This window comes from Planomicrobium sp. YIM 101495, from assembly GCF_009707665.1.
Taxonomy (GTDB): Bacteria; Bacillota; Bacilli; order Bacillales_A; family Planococcaceae; genus Planococcus.
This window is the reverse complement of record NZ_WLZW01000001.1, coordinates 1,021,792-1,037,570: the sequence shown is the minus strand read 5'-3', so window position 1 is coordinate 1,037,570 and position 15,779 is coordinate 1,021,792. Positions and strand designations below refer to the sequence as shown.

The 15,779-nt window shown below is 47.1% G+C and carries 14 protein-coding genes and 1 other annotated feature; of the genes, 10 read left to right on the top strand and 4 right to left on the bottom strand.

Annotated elements, in window-relative coordinates:
- Window positions 1–10 precede the first annotated feature (10 nt).
- The 3 genes from opp4A (at window position 11) to opp4C (ending at window position 3,819) form a co-directional block, all read left to right on the top strand.
- Window positions 11–1,756, top strand: a complete 1,746-nt coding sequence (gene opp4A / locus GIW82_RS05260) for an oligopeptide ABC transporter substrate-binding protein (protein ID WP_154748832.1) — start codon at window positions 11–13, stop codon at window positions 1,754–1,756.
- A 161-nt stretch (window positions 1,757–1,917) separates the two neighbouring features.
- Entirely contained in the window at window positions 1,918–2,883 is a 966-nt protein-coding gene (opp4B, locus tag GIW82_RS05255; protein WP_154748831.1) for an oligopeptide ABC transporter permease, read from the top strand.
- 15 nt (window positions 2,884–2,898) lie between these two features.
- Window positions 2,899–3,819: an oligopeptide ABC transporter permease gene (gene opp4C, locus GIW82_RS05250; protein WP_154748830.1), complete on the top strand. Its 921-nt coding sequence runs from the start codon at window positions 2,899–2,901 to the stop codon at window positions 3,817–3,819.
- Between the two features lie 74 nt (window positions 3,820–3,893).
- Here the strand turns inward: opp4C and trpS are convergent, their stop codons facing one another.
- The gene (trpS, locus tag GIW82_RS05245) at window positions 3,894–4,883 is read right to left on the bottom strand and encodes a tryptophan--tRNA ligase (RefSeq protein WP_154748829.1); all 990 of its coding nucleotides are present in this window, start codon (window positions 4,881–4,883) and stop codon (window positions 3,894–3,896) included.
- A 50-nt stretch (window positions 4,884–4,933) separates the two neighbouring features.
- Window positions 4,934–5,147, bottom strand: a binding site (T-box leader).
- A 117-nt stretch (window positions 5,148–5,264) separates the two neighbouring features.
- Between trpS and GIW82_RS05240 the strand changes: the two genes are divergently transcribed.
- From GIW82_RS05240 to pepF, 5 genes are all read left to right on the top strand, one after another.
- Window positions 5,265–6,470 carry a putative glycoside hydrolase gene (locus tag GIW82_RS05240; RefSeq protein ID WP_154748828.1) on the top strand — a complete coding sequence of 402 codons (1,206 nt, stop codon included), beginning with the start codon at window positions 5,265–5,267 and terminating at the stop codon, window positions 6,468–6,470.
- 387 nt (window positions 6,471–6,857) lie between these two features.
- Window positions 6,858–7,253, top strand: coding sequence for a transcriptional regulator SpxA (gene spxA, locus GIW82_RS05235; RefSeq protein WP_195914006.1), 396 nt, complete (start codon window positions 6,858–6,860; stop codon window positions 7,251–7,253).
- A 240-nt stretch (window positions 7,254–7,493) separates the two neighbouring features.
- Complete coding sequence (mecA, locus tag GIW82_RS05230) at window positions 7,494–8,150, top strand: adaptor protein MecA (RefSeq protein ID WP_154748826.1); 657 nt, start codon at window positions 7,494–7,496, stop codon at window positions 8,148–8,150.
- Window positions 8,151–8,251: 101 nt separating this feature from the next.
- Window positions 8,252–9,340 carry a competence protein CoiA gene (locus GIW82_RS05225; RefSeq protein ID WP_154748825.1) on the top strand — a complete coding sequence of 363 codons (1,089 nt, stop codon included), beginning with the start codon at window positions 8,252–8,254 and terminating at the stop codon, window positions 9,338–9,340.
- Window positions 9,341–9,400: 60 nt separating this feature from the next.
- Entirely contained in the window at window positions 9,401–11,209 is a 1,809-nt protein-coding gene (gene pepF / locus GIW82_RS05220; protein ID WP_154748824.1) for an oligoendopeptidase F, read from the top strand.
- Between the two features lie 1,030 nt (window positions 11,210–12,239).
- On the opposite strand, the gene GIW82_RS05215 is transcribed toward pepF, so the two are convergent.
- From GIW82_RS05215 to GIW82_RS05205, 3 genes are all read right to left on the bottom strand, one after another.
- Window positions 12,240–13,037, bottom strand: coding sequence for a DsbA family protein (locus tag GIW82_RS05215; protein ID WP_154748823.1), 798 nt, complete (start codon window positions 13,035–13,037; stop codon window positions 12,240–12,242).
- Window positions 13,034–13,432, bottom strand: coding sequence for a globin domain-containing protein (locus GIW82_RS05210; RefSeq protein WP_154748822.1), 399 nt, complete (start codon window positions 13,430–13,432; stop codon window positions 13,034–13,036). Before GIW82_RS05210 ends, GIW82_RS05215 begins: the two co-directional genes overlap by 4 nt.
- A 133-nt stretch (window positions 13,433–13,565) precedes the next feature.
- Window positions 13,566–14,156 (bottom strand): CYTH domain-containing protein, encoded by a 591-nt coding sequence (locus GIW82_RS05205; RefSeq protein ID WP_154748821.1) that lies wholly within the window; start codon window positions 14,154–14,156, stop codon window positions 13,566–13,568.
- 145 nt (window positions 14,157–14,301) lie between these two features.
- Between GIW82_RS05205 and yjbM the strand changes: the two genes are divergently transcribed.
- Both yjbM and GIW82_RS05195 read left to right on the top strand, forming a co-directional pair.
- Window positions 14,302–14,979 (top strand): GTP diphosphokinase, encoded by a 678-nt coding sequence (yjbM, locus tag GIW82_RS05200; RefSeq protein WP_154748820.1) that lies wholly within the window; start codon window positions 14,302–14,304, stop codon window positions 14,977–14,979.
- Complete coding sequence (locus GIW82_RS05195) at window positions 14,976–15,776, top strand: NAD kinase (protein WP_154748819.1); 801 nt, start codon at window positions 14,976–14,978, stop codon at window positions 15,774–15,776. The genes yjbM and GIW82_RS05195 overlap by 4 nt, the downstream gene beginning before the upstream one ends.
- The last annotated feature ends 3 nt before the right edge of the window (window positions 15,777–15,779 follow it).

The window sequence follows — 15,779 nt, the reverse complement described above, 5'->3', positions numbered from 1 at the left end:
GGGGAACACCATGAAGAAGAAGTCTCTATATTGGCTTATGGCGATGATTCTTGTCCTTTCTGCATTCCTAGCGGCATGTGGCGGCAACGATGATTCAGCAACAAATGATGAGCCGAAAGACACAGACAAAGATACTGAACAAACAGATGATGGCGACGCTACTGATGCTGAGCCTGCTGAAGGCGGCACATTGGTATACGGACTTGACGCATCACCAGAAGGTCTATACTCTTCTGCTTTCTACGGCATTGCTACTGATGCTGAAGTCATCGCTCTTTTCGATGAGCCATTGATCGATTACAACGAGAACCTTGAGCCAATCCCGAACGTGGCTTCTTGGGAAACTGAAGACAACAAAGTCTTCAACTTCACATTTGAAGAAGGCGTAATGTGGCATAACGGCGAAGAATTGACAGTCAATGACTGGGTATTCGCTCTAGAAACAATCGCTAGCCCGGACTATGATGGTCCTCGTTACACAAACGTTTCAACAATCGAAGGTGCTGAAGCTTTCCGTAACGGCGAAGCTGATACTATCTCTGGTATTGAAGTTGTAAGCGACTATGAAATCACTATCACTTTCGACCAACCACGCGTAAACAACTTGACTAACTTGTGGGTTTACCCACTTCCAGAAGCTGCAATGGGTGAGACACCTGTAGCTGAAATGTCTGCTTCTGAATGGGTACGTTCGACTCCAGTCGGTATCGGTCCATTCAAAGTTGAAAACATCGTACCTGGAGAGTCTGTAGAATTCGTTAAAAACGAAGACTATTGGAATGGCGACGTTAAATTGGATTCAATCATCTTGCGCGTAATCGACAACTCTTCTGTTGTTGGTGCATTGCAAAATGGCGACGTTGATATGATCTCACTTCAGCCAGTTTCTGGTCCGGAAGTTGAGCCATTGGAAAACGTTGAAATCGTTACTTACCCTGGCCTTTCTTACTACTATGTAGGATTCAAGTTGGGTGTATTCGATAACGCTACTCAAACAATCACTGAAGAACTTCCAAAATATCAGGATAAAGAACTTCGTAAAGCGATGATGCATGCCCTTAACCGCCAAGAGTGGGTTGACGCATTCTTCTTCGGATATGCAAACGTAGTAAACGCTCCAGTACCGAGCTCTCACTGGAACTCTGCTGATGACAGCGAATTGAACACGTATGAGTATGATCCTGAAATGGCAATGCAAATCCTTGACGATGCTGGTTACGTTGATACAAACGGTGATGGCTACCGTGAAGATCCAAACGGCGACGAGCTAGTTGTTAAGTTCTCTCACTACGCTACTGGTAACCCAACATTCGAGTCACGCGCACAAGCGATCACTCAATACTGGGATGCTGTAGGCCTTAAATCAGAACTTGAAATGGTTGAAGTCAACTTGTACTATGACATGATTGAAAAAGATGACCCGGCAATCGAAACATTCTTCGGCGGATGGGGTACTGGAGCGGATCCAGATCCATCTGGTCTATGGAAAGCGGATCAGCTTTGGAACTACCCACGTTACAACAACCCAGAAGCAGATCAGTTGCTTGACGACGCTCTAGACATCGAAATCGTTGGTACGGATCAAGACAAACGTGCTGAACTTTACATCGAATGGCAGAAGATCGTCAACGAAGATCTACCAATGCTTTACATTGCTGAGCTAGAAGAAATCGTTGCATTGAATGAACGCGTAGGCGGCATTGAGTTCGACGTTTCTGGTCAAAACAACCCAGCAGAATGGTTTGTAACAGAATAATCCGGTTCCACACTTCAACGATGGGCGAGCAAGAAGCCCATCGTTGTACATTGTTAATGTTATTTAGGCTCTTATGCACGGTAAGGAGTATTTGAGGCCAAATAACTCTTACCGTGCCCGGGAGTTACAGCTGAGAATTTTTACAGACAAGGAGAGTATACATGCTGAAATATACACTTAGAAGGTTGCTTGGAATGATTCCTATGCTCATCCTTATATCCATTATCGTTTTCACATTGGCTAAATTGATGCCAGGGGATTCACTGAGCGGAGAAATCGATCCAAACAATACAAGCCCTGAGTATATCGCAGAAATGCGGGACAAACTCGGATACAACGATCCGTTACCAGTGCAATACTTCAATTGGATCACTGGCTTTGTACAAGGAGACTGGGGAAAATCGACCCGTTTTAAAGTTCCGGTCAATGACATCATTATGGAAAAGCTTCCTAACACATTGTTTTTAGGGATTTCTGCATTGGTCATCACTTATATTATGGCATTCATGATGGGGATGTATTCCGGAAGGCGGCCATATACATTAGGGGATAATGCGATTGCGGGCTTCAACTATATCATGCTTGCGATTCCTTCGTTTGTTGCAGCTGTATTCGCGATTTATTTCTTTGCGTTCCAGTTGAACTGGTTCCCATTCGGTGGTTCGGTCGATATCCGGGCAGATGAAGGAACGATGGATTATTGGATCAGCCGTGTCCATCACGTTATTCTGCCGGCGATTGTACTTGGTGCCATGAGTACAGCATCGTATACACAGTTTTTACGAAATGACATCATCGAGAACTCGCGTAAAGATTTTGTGCGGACAGCCCGTGCGAAAGGGACACCTGCAAGAAAGATTTATAACGTCCATATTTTGAGAAACTCGATCATTCCATTGGTTACATTCCTTGGCTTCGACTTTGCAGCTTTGATTGGCGGAGCGATCATTACTGAGACAATCTTTACGTACCCAGGGATTGGACAGTTATTCTTGGATTCTGTAACACACCGCGATTATCCGACGCTGATGGCTTTAACATTACTTTTGTCGTTCTTGACATTGGTCGGTAACTTGATAGCGGATATTTTATACGGCATCGTGGATCCACGAATTCGTCTGGATTAAGGAGGAAGCATATCTATGGCATCACCATCTACTACTATTGAGCAGCAAAAGAAGCCGGAAAGAAGCTTGTCTCCCTGGCAAATTGCACGGAAAAAATATATGAAAAACAAATTGGCGATGATCAGCACGATGTTTTTAGTGTTCGTAACGATTATGACGCTTTTGGCGCCATTCCTGGCCCCATATTTATCGCCAATACCGGATATTTCAAAAGTCAATATTTCTTCGATGAATATACCGCCGAATTCCGATCATTATCTTGGAACGGATAAAGCCGGACGTGACGTATTAACTCGTCTTTTCTACGGTGGTCGAATTTCCTTGCTTGTCGGGTTTAGTGCAACATTGATGGTCATCACGCTCGGCACGCTTGTCGGCTCCATTGCTGGATTCTTCGGCGGATTTGTCGATAATATTCTGATGCGTTTCACAGACCTTGTTCTGAACTTCCCATTCCTTGTATTTGTTATTGTATTGAACACGATCCTTTACGGAATCATCGATGGACTTTGGGTCTTGATCATCGTTATCGGTGTCTTGAGCTGGGGTGGCGTTGCTCGTCTTGTACGAAGCAAGGTCTTGGCAGAGAAAGAGAACGAGTATATTCTCGCTGCTTTGTCGATTGGATGTTCACCGGCAAAAGTCATCAGAAAGCACTTGTTGCCGAACGTACTATCTACAATCATCGTTCAAGCGACGTTGATCTTCGCAAGCATGATCGTTGTCGAATCGGCACTGAGCTATCTCGGCTTCGGGGTACCGCAAGCGACGCCATCATGGGGCAACATGCTGTCATCAGCGAATGAGCCTGATGTCCTTCAAGGGAAACCTTGGATCTGGATGCCACCAGCGATTGTTCTCACATTGACAATCCTGTCCGTAAACTTCATCGGTGAAGGGCTGAAAGATGCACTAAACCCGAAATCATTGCGTTAATTGAAAAAGCTGTCCTGAAAGGTCAACCAGACCTTCAGGACAGCTTTTCTTTATGGGTTTTAGTGATCGATTCCTTATTTCCGTTTCCGGCCAAGACCCATCGCGTTTTCCATTTTCTTGAGTGTGCGTGAAGCGATGGCATCCGCTTTTTCGGCACCTTCATCGAGAATGCGGTCCAGTTCGTCCGACGCGATCAATTCAGCGTAACGGCTCTGGATCGGTGCAAGGTGTTCCGTGACAGCTTTCGCAACAGATGCTTTGAAATCACCGTAGCCGATGCCGTCGTATTTTGCGACAAGTTCATCGATTGTTGCGTCTGTCAGAGCGGCTTCGATCGACAGCAAGTTCGAGACGCCCGGTTTGTTGACAGGGTCGAATGCCACAACTCCGTCCGAGTCCGTCACAGCACTCTTGATTTTCTTCTCGATCGTTTTCAAATCATCGAGTAGCGTAATGATCGCTTTTTTATTCGGATCGGACTTGCTCATTTTTTTCGTCGGATCTTGCAGTGACATGACCCGCGCGCCGTTTTTAGGAAGGCGGATGTCCGGGATCGTCAAGACATCGTTGAATTTTCGATTGAAGCGCTCTGCGAGGTCGCGTGTCAATTCGATGTGCTGTTTCTGGTCGTCGCCGACAGGAACGATTTCGGTACCGTAAAGCAGGATGTCCGCAGCCATCAGCGGCGGGTACGTGAGGAGGCCAGCAGAGACTGTGACGCTCTTCGTCGACTTGTCTTTGTACTGCGTCATGCGCTCAAGTTCACCGATCGTAGCCACACACTGCATCATCCAGCCGGCCTGAGCGTGTGCAGGCACTTCGGATTGGATGAATAGTGTCGCTTTGTTTGGATCGATGCCGACCGCCAAATAAAGGGCAGCGAGCGATTTGATATTTTTCCGTAGTTCCAGGCGGTCTTGCGGCATTGTGATTGCGTGCTGATCAACGATACAGAAAATGCAATCATATTCGTCCTGAAGCTCTGTAAACTGTTTAAAGGCCCCGATGTAGTTCCCGAGCGTGACAGTGCCGCTCGGCTGTACTCCTGAAAAAATTCGTTTCATTCGTAATTCCTCCTCCACTCAAATAAAAAAACACAGCACACATCCCTTGGTGAAGGGACGAATGATGTGTTTTTCCGCGGTACCACCCTAGTTGCCGCAAGCGGCCTCTCATCCCTGTAACGAAGGGAATACGGAATCGGATACTCTTGTTTCCCCGATCCAGCTCTAAAGTCCATTCAATGCCGCTTTCTGGCTGTTTGCACCACCCACAGCCTCTCTGGAAAAGAAAGGGAAGCATTTACTTGTCTTTGTCGTCGCTTGCTTATTGATTCCATTATATACGAAAAAGGAAAACCTATGCAATATCTCCACGTTTCCCTTTTCATTTATTGTGTAAATGTTAAAATGAGTACAGACTAGAAGGAGAGGGTGGACACTCAGATGAAATGGTTCAAACAGACAGCAGCAAGTGTATTGCTCCTCAGCGCAATTGCGGCACAGCCGGTATTTGCGGAAACTGAAGGGGAAACGATCGAATTCACGCCACGTACATATACCGGGATTACATACAATGAAGAAGTCGTCGCTTCTTCTGAATTGTTCAAGTATGACTCCGGTCTTAATTTTGAGTACCCGGATGCGGTGAGAGGAATCTTCGTTACGGCCCATTCCGCAGGTGGTGGACGATTCGACACGCTTGTGGACTTGGTGGGTTCGACGGATCTGAATGCGATGGTCATCGATATCAAGGAAGACTTCGGCTATATGACGTATATGCCGCAAGAAGATTCTGAACTAGCAGAGCTGGGCATTGCACAGCCGTATATCAAAGATCCACGTGCTGTGCTTGAACGCATGGAGCAGGAACAAATTTATCCGATCGCACGAATTGTCGTATTCAAGGATTCTGTTCTGGCAGAAAAACGTCCAGATTTATCATTCATGGACAACGGCCAAGTGTGGAAGAATGGACGCGGCGAATCTTTCGTCAATCCATTCTTGAAAGAAGTATGGGACTACAACGTCCAGATCGCAATCGAAGCGGCAAAGCTAGGCTTTAAGGAAGTGCAATTCGACTACGTGCGTTTCCCGGAAGGCTTTGAAAATCGCGAAGACTCCCTCGGCTATTCAATGGGGGAATATGAAAAATCTGAGCTGGATCTCGTCCAGCGCCGTGTCGAAGCTGTGACGGACTTTGTCGCATATGCACGTGAGCAGTTGAAGCCGTATGACGTAAAAGTATCCGTGGATATCTTCGGCTATGCAGCGACACTTGCAGAAGCTCCTGGCATCGGTCAGAACTTCTCGAAAATCTCCGATAATGTAGATGTCATTTCTTCGATGATCTATCCGAGTCACTGGACATCTTATTTCGGCATCGCAAAACCTGACCTTGAGCCTTACAAGCTCGTCGCGGAATATGCGAAGGTCGAGAACGAAGTCCTTGGTAAATTGGAAGATCCGCCAGTATCACGTCCATGGCTGCAAGATTTCACTGCATCTTATCTCGGGGCAGGGAACTATAAGCGATACGGCAAAGCGGAAGTAGAAGCGCAGATCAAGGCGCTGCAAGACAACGGCATCAATGAGTATCTGCTCTGGAATGCGGGCAATACGTATTCGGAAGGCGTGGATTATACACCTTGATTGAAATGAGCCATCACTTTGTAAAAAAAGTGATGGCTTTTCTTCATTTTTTTCCGAAGAATGAAACTTTCCCCCTGCAGAAACGTATTATATAGTATAAGGAATATTTTCAACAAACAAGCTTTAAATGAGAATAATAAAAATGGTGGTTCATGTTTATCCTATTTTTTATACGGGTATTATATGATGTATAAGGCACGTATAACAAAGCTTAAATGTTTCGGTAATGTGAACTTATTATCATTTCGAGATTTATTTACTAGAAAGTATATTCAAGCAAAATAGAATGCTGTATAATAATAGTACAAGTTCTAAATTAGAAAGATTCTAATCTGATTCCTGATTATAAACGAATTCCCATATCCGAAAGGAAGTGCTGTAATTATGATGGTCACTTTATTTACTTCACCGAGCTGCACATCATGCCGGAAAGCGAAAGCATGGTTGGAAGAACATGAGATTCCATATACAGAACGAAATATCTTCGCTGAACCATTAACTTTAAATGAAATCAAAGAAATTTTGCGTATGACTGAAGACGGGACGGATGAAATCATCTCGACGCGTTCGAAAATTTTCCAGAAATTGAACGTCGATGTGGAGAACCTGCCATTGCAGAGACTATACGAATTGATTCAGGAACATCCGGGGCTTTTACGCCGTCCGATCATCCTCGATGAAAAACGTCTGCAAGTCGGCTATAACGAAGACGAAATCCGCCGATTCCTACCACGCAAAGTGAGAGCTTACCAATTGCTCGAAGCACAGCGCATGGTCAATTGAACGAATTAAAATGAGCTGTCCGATCTTTATGAGAAGTCATAAGGCATAGGGACAGCTTTTCCTATCGAATTCATTTGCAAATGTTCCGGCAATCCACTACAATACATGGAAAGCTGGCAGATTGATCAAGCGAGCAGAACTTTTTCTTTACTGCATGAGCCAATGTATAATAAGAAGAAAGAGCTTCCAAACTCTTACGAAGTGCTGAAAGGCAGTTCTCGTTGAAAGGAGAGGTGTAAAATGGATATCGAGCGCATTAATGAACACACAGTTAAGTTTTACATTTCCTATCTGGATGTAGAAGAGCGTGGATTCAGCCGCGATGAAATCTGGTTCAACCGTGAAAAAAGCGAAGAGCTTTTTTGGGAAATGATGGAGGAAGTCAATGATGAAGCGGATATTGTCATGGAAGGACCATTATGGATCCAAGTGCAGGCTCTCGACAAAGGGCTTGAAGTGACTGTATCAAAAGCACAAATGACGAAAGATGGGCAGAAATTCGATATGCCTGATGATATAGAAGAACGCCGTAAAATGTTCGGGGAAGAAGACGAGGACGCACCAGGCTTCGAAGACTTCAACTCAGTCTTTGAAGACCCACAAGTACGCCGTCTGGATTACATGTTCAAATTGCGTCAGGTGGAAGATCTTGTTCCGCTTGCCCGCCGTCTCATGTATGTCCCACTCGAGACAGCTGTCTATCACTTCGAGAACGAATATTACCTATCCGTCCGATTCGATGATATTCTGCACGGAGAAGAAGACGTGAAAGATCAATTGAGTGTCATCGGCGAGTATTTGGAGAAAGCTCCGATGACCATTCACCGCCTCGAAGAATACGGCAAGGCGATCTTTGCAGACAATGCATTGTCGAATGCCCTGTATTATTTCGGATAAAAATAGCGCAGCAATCGCCCGGTCCAAGTCGACTGGCGCGGTTGTTTTTTTTGTTCTTGCTTTTCGGAATTCCGCTTCCTATAATCAAATAAAAAGGAGTGATGCATTTGCTGGTAGCCCGTTTTGCGGACGGCCGCCTGTACACATTATCCGGCAAGGCGAGCCGAGACACACTGAAGAAACTCCGGACCGAAATGAACTTCTACTGCCCGAGCTGCGGCGGAGAAGTCCGGTTAAGGATCGGAGACATCACAATCCCTCATTTTGCGCATCTTTCCTTGGCTCTTTGCGCAAGCTTCAGCGAGCCCGAATCCCAACAGCACCTAGAAGGCAAATTGCTGCTTAAGCAATGGGCCGACACGCAACAACTCGACTCCAGACTGGAAACATACTTCCCGGCCATCCGGCAGCGTGCCGATCTGCTGCTCCAACAAAAGACGGCAATTGAATTCCAGTTCAGCCCCATCCCATTCTCAGAAGTTCTCAGACGTTCAGCAGGCTACGATTCCCTCGATCTGGCTGTGCATTGGATCAGCGGAACGACAGCAGTCCTGAACGATGGTATCCAAGTCGTCAAAATCAAACATTATGAAACCGGCTTTTTCGAACGAGTGGACAATCTTCTCTACTTCCGTGTATTTTCCCCGACCGCTCGCCGTTTCTATTATTTTTCCCACCTCATACATGTCAGCGGTACAAAGTGGATCGCGAACGTCACATCGCTGCCACTCGACCGTCAGCATTTTCCTTTTCTCGTCCCGTCCAAGCTTTCATTACACGAATTCCAAAAACTACTGCGGTTGTACAAGGAGGAACGCCACCGCTTCATCCGTTCGCAAGTACACGTCAGGCGCAAGTACCAAGATCCGTTCTGGCTATGCACGTATGAGCTGCAGCTTGACCGGGATAACTTGCCGCCAATTATCGGCATTCCTCTTCCCGACAGCTACTTGTTCCGCAAGCACGCCGTCATCTGGCAGCTGCAGCTTTTGGCAGCTCTTCAAAAAGGCAAAAGCGTCGAAGTATTCCTGAAAGGGCAGGACTTTTCTAAAATATCTCGGGGGAAAGCCGAGGCAGCCGACACATTAGCCAGGCGCTATCTGGCCGTTTACAAGCGGTGGCACGAAGAAAAAATGACGGCAGGCGAACTTGATCGACTGATCGGAGAAATTGCTTGCAAAAGCTTATGAAGATTGGGAAAATAGAAGATAGTTCGTCTCCCGAAATGGGAGACTGAAGGAGGAATAGGAATGGCAGAGAAATTATTGACACGCGATGAAGTCGCTGAAGAACTAACATGGAAACTCGAAGATATATTTGAAACAGACGAGGCGTGGGAAACTGAATTCAAAGAAGTGAACAAGCTGGCTGAACAAGCATCTTCCTACAAAGGAACATTGAGCGAAGGAGCAGAGCAATTCCACGCTGTTCTCGTGTACCGTGATGAATTGGTCCAGCGCCTGCAGAAGTTGTATACATATTCCCACATGCGCTATGACCAGGACACGACAAACTCGAAGTACCAGGCAATGGACAGCCGGATCAAATCGGTATCTGCAAAAATCGGAGCGGAACTTTCTTTCCTAACGCCTGAGATCTTAGCGATGGACGAAGACAAAGTGAACAGCTTCATCGAAGAGCACGAAGGTTTGTCGATCTACAAGCAAGCGATGGAAGAGCTTAATAAAATGCGTCCGCACGTTTTGCCAGCGGAGCAGGAAGCGCTTCTTGCACAGCTTTCAGAAGTGGCAGGAGCGTCTTCTGAGACATTCGGCAACTTGAACAACGCGGATCTGGAATTCCCGGAGATCGAGAACGAAGACGGCGAACGTGTCCAAATCACACACGGCAACTACATCCACTTCATGGAAAGTGCCGATCGCCGCGTCCGTAAAGACGCATTCGAAGCAGTCTATGCGACGTACACAAAATTCCGCAACACATTCGCATCGACACTGTCCGGCAACGTCAAGCGCGACAACGTCAACGCACGCATCCGTAACTACAGCTCAGCACGTGAATCAGCGCTGTCCGACGATCATATCCCGGAAAGTGTATACGACAACCTTGTCGACACAATCAACGCGAACCTGCACTTGTTGCACCGTTACGTAGCACTTCGGAAAGAAGTACTTGGCGTGGATCAAGTGCACATGTATGACATGTACACACCACTTGTCCAAGAAGCAAAAATGGAAATCCCTTACGAACAGGCAAAAGAATTGATGCTGAACGGAATGGAAGCACTAGGCGAGGAATACACATCCATCGCGAAAAAAGGGCTTGAGAGCCGCTGGGTGGACGTCAAAGAGAACAAAGGGAAACGCAGTGGTGCTTATTCTTCAGGCGCTTACGGAACAAACCCGTACATCTTGATGAACTGGCAGGACAACGTTGACAACTTGTTTACATTGACGCATGAATTCGGCCACAGTATCCACAGTTACTATACACGACAAGAGCAACCATACGTTTACGGAGACTACTCGATTTTCGTCGCTGAAGTGGCTTCTACGACGAACGAGGCATTGCTGAACGAATACATGATCAAAGAGGCGAAAGACGACCAGGAGCGTATCTACTTGCTTAACCACTGGCTAGACGGCTTCCGCGGCACAGTATTCCGCCAGACGATGTTCGCTGAGTTCGAGCACTTAATCCACAAGATGGACGATGAAGGCGAAGCATTGACGGCTGATCGTTTGACAGAAGTGTATTACGACTTGAACAAAAAATACTTCGGCGACGAAATGGCTGTCGATGAGGAAATCGGTATCGAGTGGGCGCGCATTCCGCACTTCTACTACAACTACTACGTTTTCCAATACGCGACAGGATTCAGTGCGGCAACAGCGCTCTCTAAAGGCATCCTTGAAGAAGGCCAGCCGGCTGTCGACCGTTACATCAACCAATTCCTGAAAGCGGGCAGCTCCGACTATCCGATCGAAGTGTTGAAAAAAGCGGGCGTCGACATGAACGAAGCTGGACCAGTCGAAGCGGCGTGTAAAGTGTTCGAAGAAAAACTGAACGAGTTGGAGTCACTGCTTCTTAAGAAGTAAGGGTTGTACTACGAGATTGTAATGAGGAGGCTCACATGGTGGGCCTCTTTTTTGTGGTGTTTTTTTGGGGAGAGGGGGGTGTTGTGATGGTATTCGCTCCGTCGCTTCGGACAGGGCTCCCGGGATAAGCCGAGCTGGCGAACGCTCATCTTATCCCTCCGTCCAGTCCAAATCATCTCCTCCGCTGAGGGAGTGGGAGAAGTGTTGATGAGATGGAATTTTCATTTCGTTCTATTGTTGGTGTCGAGTTAAATGTCTGGGAGGCTGGCTGCGTAGGCCGCTTGGGTTCTGATTTTGAAGGAGGAAAAGTGAGTGGGAGAGACCAATTTTTGTCGTGTTACGACTTTTTCGGCTTGAGATACGATATGCATCATCGACTCGCTCATTTTCAAGAGGGAAAAATCTGAGTCGCGACTGCAAGTGCCTGAGTCGCGATTAAATTCTGTGAGTCGCGACTAAATCCAGAATCAACATGAAAACTGAAATCACCGACTACTCCCTGACACCTTCTAAGAGAACGCGACGAAGGCAACTTATGCAGAGATATTCCCAATCCCTAAAATTCTATGTAACTCCAGTTATCGAACGAGCTGATCCGGAATGGAGGAGTGAACGTGCCGGAGTATAAGAGTGCCGATGAGACCCCGCAGGTTGCGTAAGCGACCGAGGGGAGGCTCGGCGGTGCTCCTCCAGCACGTAAAACTCTGGAATGCAGGTCAGCCGGTTTCCAAACGAGTTTCTCTCTATCACTTCTTCTGTGTCATTTTTGTGAAATAACATTGAAATCATTGCATCCGCATTTATTTCATGATAAATTAAGAGTGTGAAATAAATCACATACAAACATACACCCCTTTGTTTGAGCGTGAACATTTCTCCCATCCCCTTTGTGTAATAGAAAAAAGGCCTCCCAAATATGGGGGGCTTTTTTCGTCCCACCATTTATAAATTCCAAGAACAACAAAGAAAAGCCAGCGGGAATCGATCGATTCCCGCTGGCTTTTCTGTATGGATGAATGACATTAAAAGTTCACTTCAAACTCCAAAGTGTTTCGTTCGGAGTAAAAATCCGTTCAACTCGTTGCTGAAGTACTTGCTTCTTCAACTCGTACTCCGCAGCTTTTTCTGTCACATGGTAAATTTCGGCAATTTCCCGTGTCGTCAAGCTCGTGTACGTTTTCAACAGTTCATCGAGTGCTGGCGGCTCTTGGCGTTCCATTTCTTTGCCACCGAGCATTTCTTCGAGCACGGTGCGGTAGATTTCGTAAGGGAACAGGCCGGACAGCTTCACGCCTTCGTCTTCGATGCATTCGTTGAAGAAGACGATGCTCGGCATTTCCTCGATTTCCATCTCGCGTGTAATGTTCAGATCACATTGAAAGGCTCTTGCGGTATGGACGGAATAAAAGTCCTGTGCGAATTCCTGCTCGTCCAGCCTGGCACTGCGGGCAATGTCCATCAATGTCGGATAAGAAGAGACGTCTTCGTTCAAGAGCATTTGGTATTCCTGCAATTTATAAAGATAGCGATTGCCTGCACGTTTGCCTTGCAGTTCCGCCGCTTTGACCGCGACGGACGGGAGGGCAGGGTGCGAGAATTCTTCCGCTTGTACATTCGGGTCTTTGCATGCCCGGTTCAAGTCCATCAATTGCGCGCTCAAGATCATACGGATCGAGAAATAATGACCGTATTCGATTTGCATCTTACGGATGATGGCTTGCAGTTCCCAGGATTTTTCATGGATCGGATCAAGAAAAACATATAATTCCACTGGCTTCAATGTGATCGGGTCTTCACGGATTTCTTCTGCCATGTGTGAATTGTTCAACTGAAATCCTCCTCCTCATCCGGTTGGTTGACCATGTGATGTGCAGTCAGTACGAGACGCTGGTAGAAGGTTTCACGGAATTTACCCGTCAGTTCGACTTCATCCATCGCTTCGCTCATACATTCCAGCCAGGCTTGTGCCCGGGTCGGTGTAATCGGGAAAGGTGAATGACGTGCTTTCATCATCGGGTGGCCGTGTTCATTGCTGTATAGATTCGGCCCGCCCAAGTATTGCGTCATGAATTGCTTCTGCTTGCGGGCGGTTTCGCTTAGATCATCTGGGAATATCGGCTTCAGCTTTGGATGTCTTGCCACACGTGCATAAAATGCATCGATCAATTGTGACAAACGCTCCGCACCTAATTGTTCGTACGGAATGATCGGTTTTCCAGTCATAGATTGTGTCTCCTTTGCTTAGCTGTTCTTTCATCTTATCAATGCTTTTGAAGAATCTCAAACAAATCGAATTTGTCTATGGACGCATTCCGTGCAGTGATGAAAGAAATGAATGCGGAAAAAGATCGCTGCATCAACGGCCCTGCGCTTTTTCAGCTGCGTACTTCGCAAACCGTGCAATTTTCTTCTTGGCATGGCGTGCGGGAATGCCGTGTTTTTCGAGCAGCTTGTTAAAAAGTTGCTGGCCGCTTTTCGCATCAGTCACTTCGTACTCGACTTCAAAATCTTCCGTCCCCGCATATTCGGAGTGGTCGATCGCAAGAAGTCCATCTTCATAGGGAATTTCTGCGCGGTGCGTCGTCAGCGAGCCGATCGATTGAAGCTCATGCCAAGCGACGCCAAGTTCATCCAGTACGGTTGCAACAGTCGGTGCTTGGATCGATCGGCCGTTCGTCAATGCTTCGAGGTCATCTTCGGTCACGTGATCCGTCCATTCGTAATTGCCGTCCGGGGCGGGTGTTTTCAGCGTGCATTCCAAACGGTCTGGCAGGACGCGGATGCGCAGTGCACATTGCTGCCTTTTCAATCGGTGCTCAGCCGTGTCGAAATAGTGATTTGTTTGCGTAGCGATCTGTTCCGGCGTTACGCGAAATGCTTCGAGCAGTGCATCATATTCTACACGTGTCAGCATATTCTTGAATTCGATTTCGAGTTCTTTTCCCAATAGGATTCATCCTTTTTCGGTTAGTTTTTGCGGAGGTTGCGGGGCACACTGCAACGAACCGTTCCGCTGTGGTAAAATAACTGTATCAGTAATTAGAAAAAGATGCGCTCTATAAGCGGCACGATATGTGGAGGAGGATGGAGCGATGGGTCAATGGGACCGGTTCTTAGCGCCATATAAACAAGCAGTGGATGAAATGAAAATAAAATTCAAGGGGATGCGGAGGGAATTCGAAACCGTCAACACGAATTCCCCGATTGAATTCGTCACAGGGCGCGTCAAGCCGCTAGCAAGTATTTACGATAAGACATTGGAAAAAGGAATCGTCTTCGAGCCGTCTGAGGAATTGGCGCACGAACTGCAGGATATCGCAGGCATCCGCATGATGTGCCAGTTCGTCGGGGACATCGAGACGGTAGTCGGCTTGCTCCGGAAACGCAAAGACTTACGAATCGTAGAAGAGAAGGATTATATTTCACACGAGAAACAAAGCGGGTACCGGTCGTATCACGTCATCGTGGAATACCCGGTCCAGACGATCGGTGGGCAGCAGTGGATCCTCGCCGAAATCCAGATCCGGACATTGGCGATGAACTTCTGGGCGTCGATCGAGCATTCGTTGAACTACAAATACAAAGGGGACTTCCCGACAGAGATCAAGGAGCGGCTGCAACGTGCAGCGGAAGCCGCGTTCCAGCTGGATGAGGAAATGTCCCAGATCAGGGACGAGATCCAGGAAGCTCAGCAATACTTCACGGAGTTCAAAGATACCCCGTCTTCGCATTTTAAAACAGGCGGTCAAGAAGGGAGAAACAAACGATGAAATTTTATGTGCAATCGAGAACAGATGAATTATCGAATCAATTAATGGAGACCGCCAAAAATTATTTAGAGGATTTCGGCATGGAATGGAGCGAAGAAGAGCCTGATGTCGTCCTATCCATCGGAGGGGACGGAACGTTGCTTCATGCGTTCCATAAATACCGTGGACAGCTCGACCGTGTCGCCTTCGTCGGGATACATACAGGACACCTTGGTTTCTACGCGGACTGGAAGCCGATCGAGATGGAGAAGCTCGTCTTATCGATCGCGAAGAAAGAATACGAAGTGATCGAATATCCATTGCTTGAGTCGACGATTCATTACATGCATTCGGATGAGCCAGCCGTTTATTTGGCGCTGAACGAATCAACAGTCAAGTCGCCGGATGTCACGCTCGTCATGGACGTGTTCTTGAACGACAGCCACTTTGAGCGGTTCCGCGGGGACGGACTATGCATGTCGACACCGAGTGGCTCGACTGCATATAACAAAGCACTTGGAGGAGCGATCATCCACCCGTCACTGCAAGCGATGCAGTTAACCGAGATGGCATCGATCAACAACCGCGTATTCCGGACAGTCGGTTCGTCACTTGTTCTGCCGAGTCACCACCGCTGTGTGCTGAAGCCCGTCAAAGCGCCGGACTTCATGGTGACCATCGACCACTTGCATTTGCTGCATAAAGATGTAAAATCGATTGAATACCGCGTAGCGAAAGAAAAAGTGCGCTTTGCACGATTCCGCCCATTCCCGTTTTGGCGTCGTGTGCATGATTCATTCATCGATAACGAGAAATGAAGA

What these genes read in the sequence shown, in the direction of transcription:
- pepF (WP_154748824.1), top strand. Translation starts at nt 9,401, where the DNA reads ATGGCAGAGAAATTATTGACACGCGATGAAGTCGCTGAAGAACTAACA.
- yjbM (WP_154748820.1), top strand. Translation starts at nt 14,302, where the DNA reads ATGGGTCAATGGGACCGGTTCTTAGCGCCATATAAACAAGCAGTGGAT.
- GIW82_RS05240 (WP_154748828.1), top strand. Translation starts at nt 5,265, where the DNA reads ATGAAATGGTTCAAACAGACAGCAGCAAGTGTATTGCTCCTCAGCGCA.
- GIW82_RS05210 (WP_154748822.1), bottom strand. Translation starts at nt 13,432, where the DNA reads ATGACTGGAAAACCGATCATTCCGTACGAACAATTAGGTGCGGAGCGT.
- GIW82_RS05225 (WP_154748825.1), top strand. Translation starts at nt 8,252, where the DNA reads ATGCATTTGCTGGTAGCCCGTTTTGCGGACGGCCGCCTGTACACATTA.
- opp4B (WP_154748831.1), top strand. Translation starts at nt 1,918, where the DNA reads ATGCTGAAATATACACTTAGAAGGTTGCTTGGAATGATTCCTATGCTC.
- spxA (WP_195914006.1), top strand. Translation starts at nt 6,858, where the DNA reads ATGGTCACTTTATTTACTTCACCGAGCTGCACATCATGCCGGAAAGCG.
- trpS (WP_154748829.1), bottom strand. Translation starts at nt 4,883, where the DNA reads ATGAAACGAATTTTTTCAGGAGTACAGCCGAGCGGCACTGTCACGCTC.
- opp4C (WP_154748830.1), top strand. Translation starts at nt 2,899, where the DNA reads ATGGCATCACCATCTACTACTATTGAGCAGCAAAAGAAGCCGGAAAGA.
- mecA (WP_154748826.1), top strand. Translation starts at nt 7,494, where the DNA reads ATGGATATCGAGCGCATTAATGAACACACAGTTAAGTTTTACATTTCC.
- GIW82_RS05195 (WP_154748819.1), top strand. Translation starts at nt 14,976, where the DNA reads ATGAAATTTTATGTGCAATCGAGAACAGATGAATTATCGAATCAATTA.
- opp4A (WP_154748832.1), top strand. Translation starts at nt 11, where the DNA reads ATGAAGAAGAAGTCTCTATATTGGCTTATGGCGATGATTCTTGTCCTT.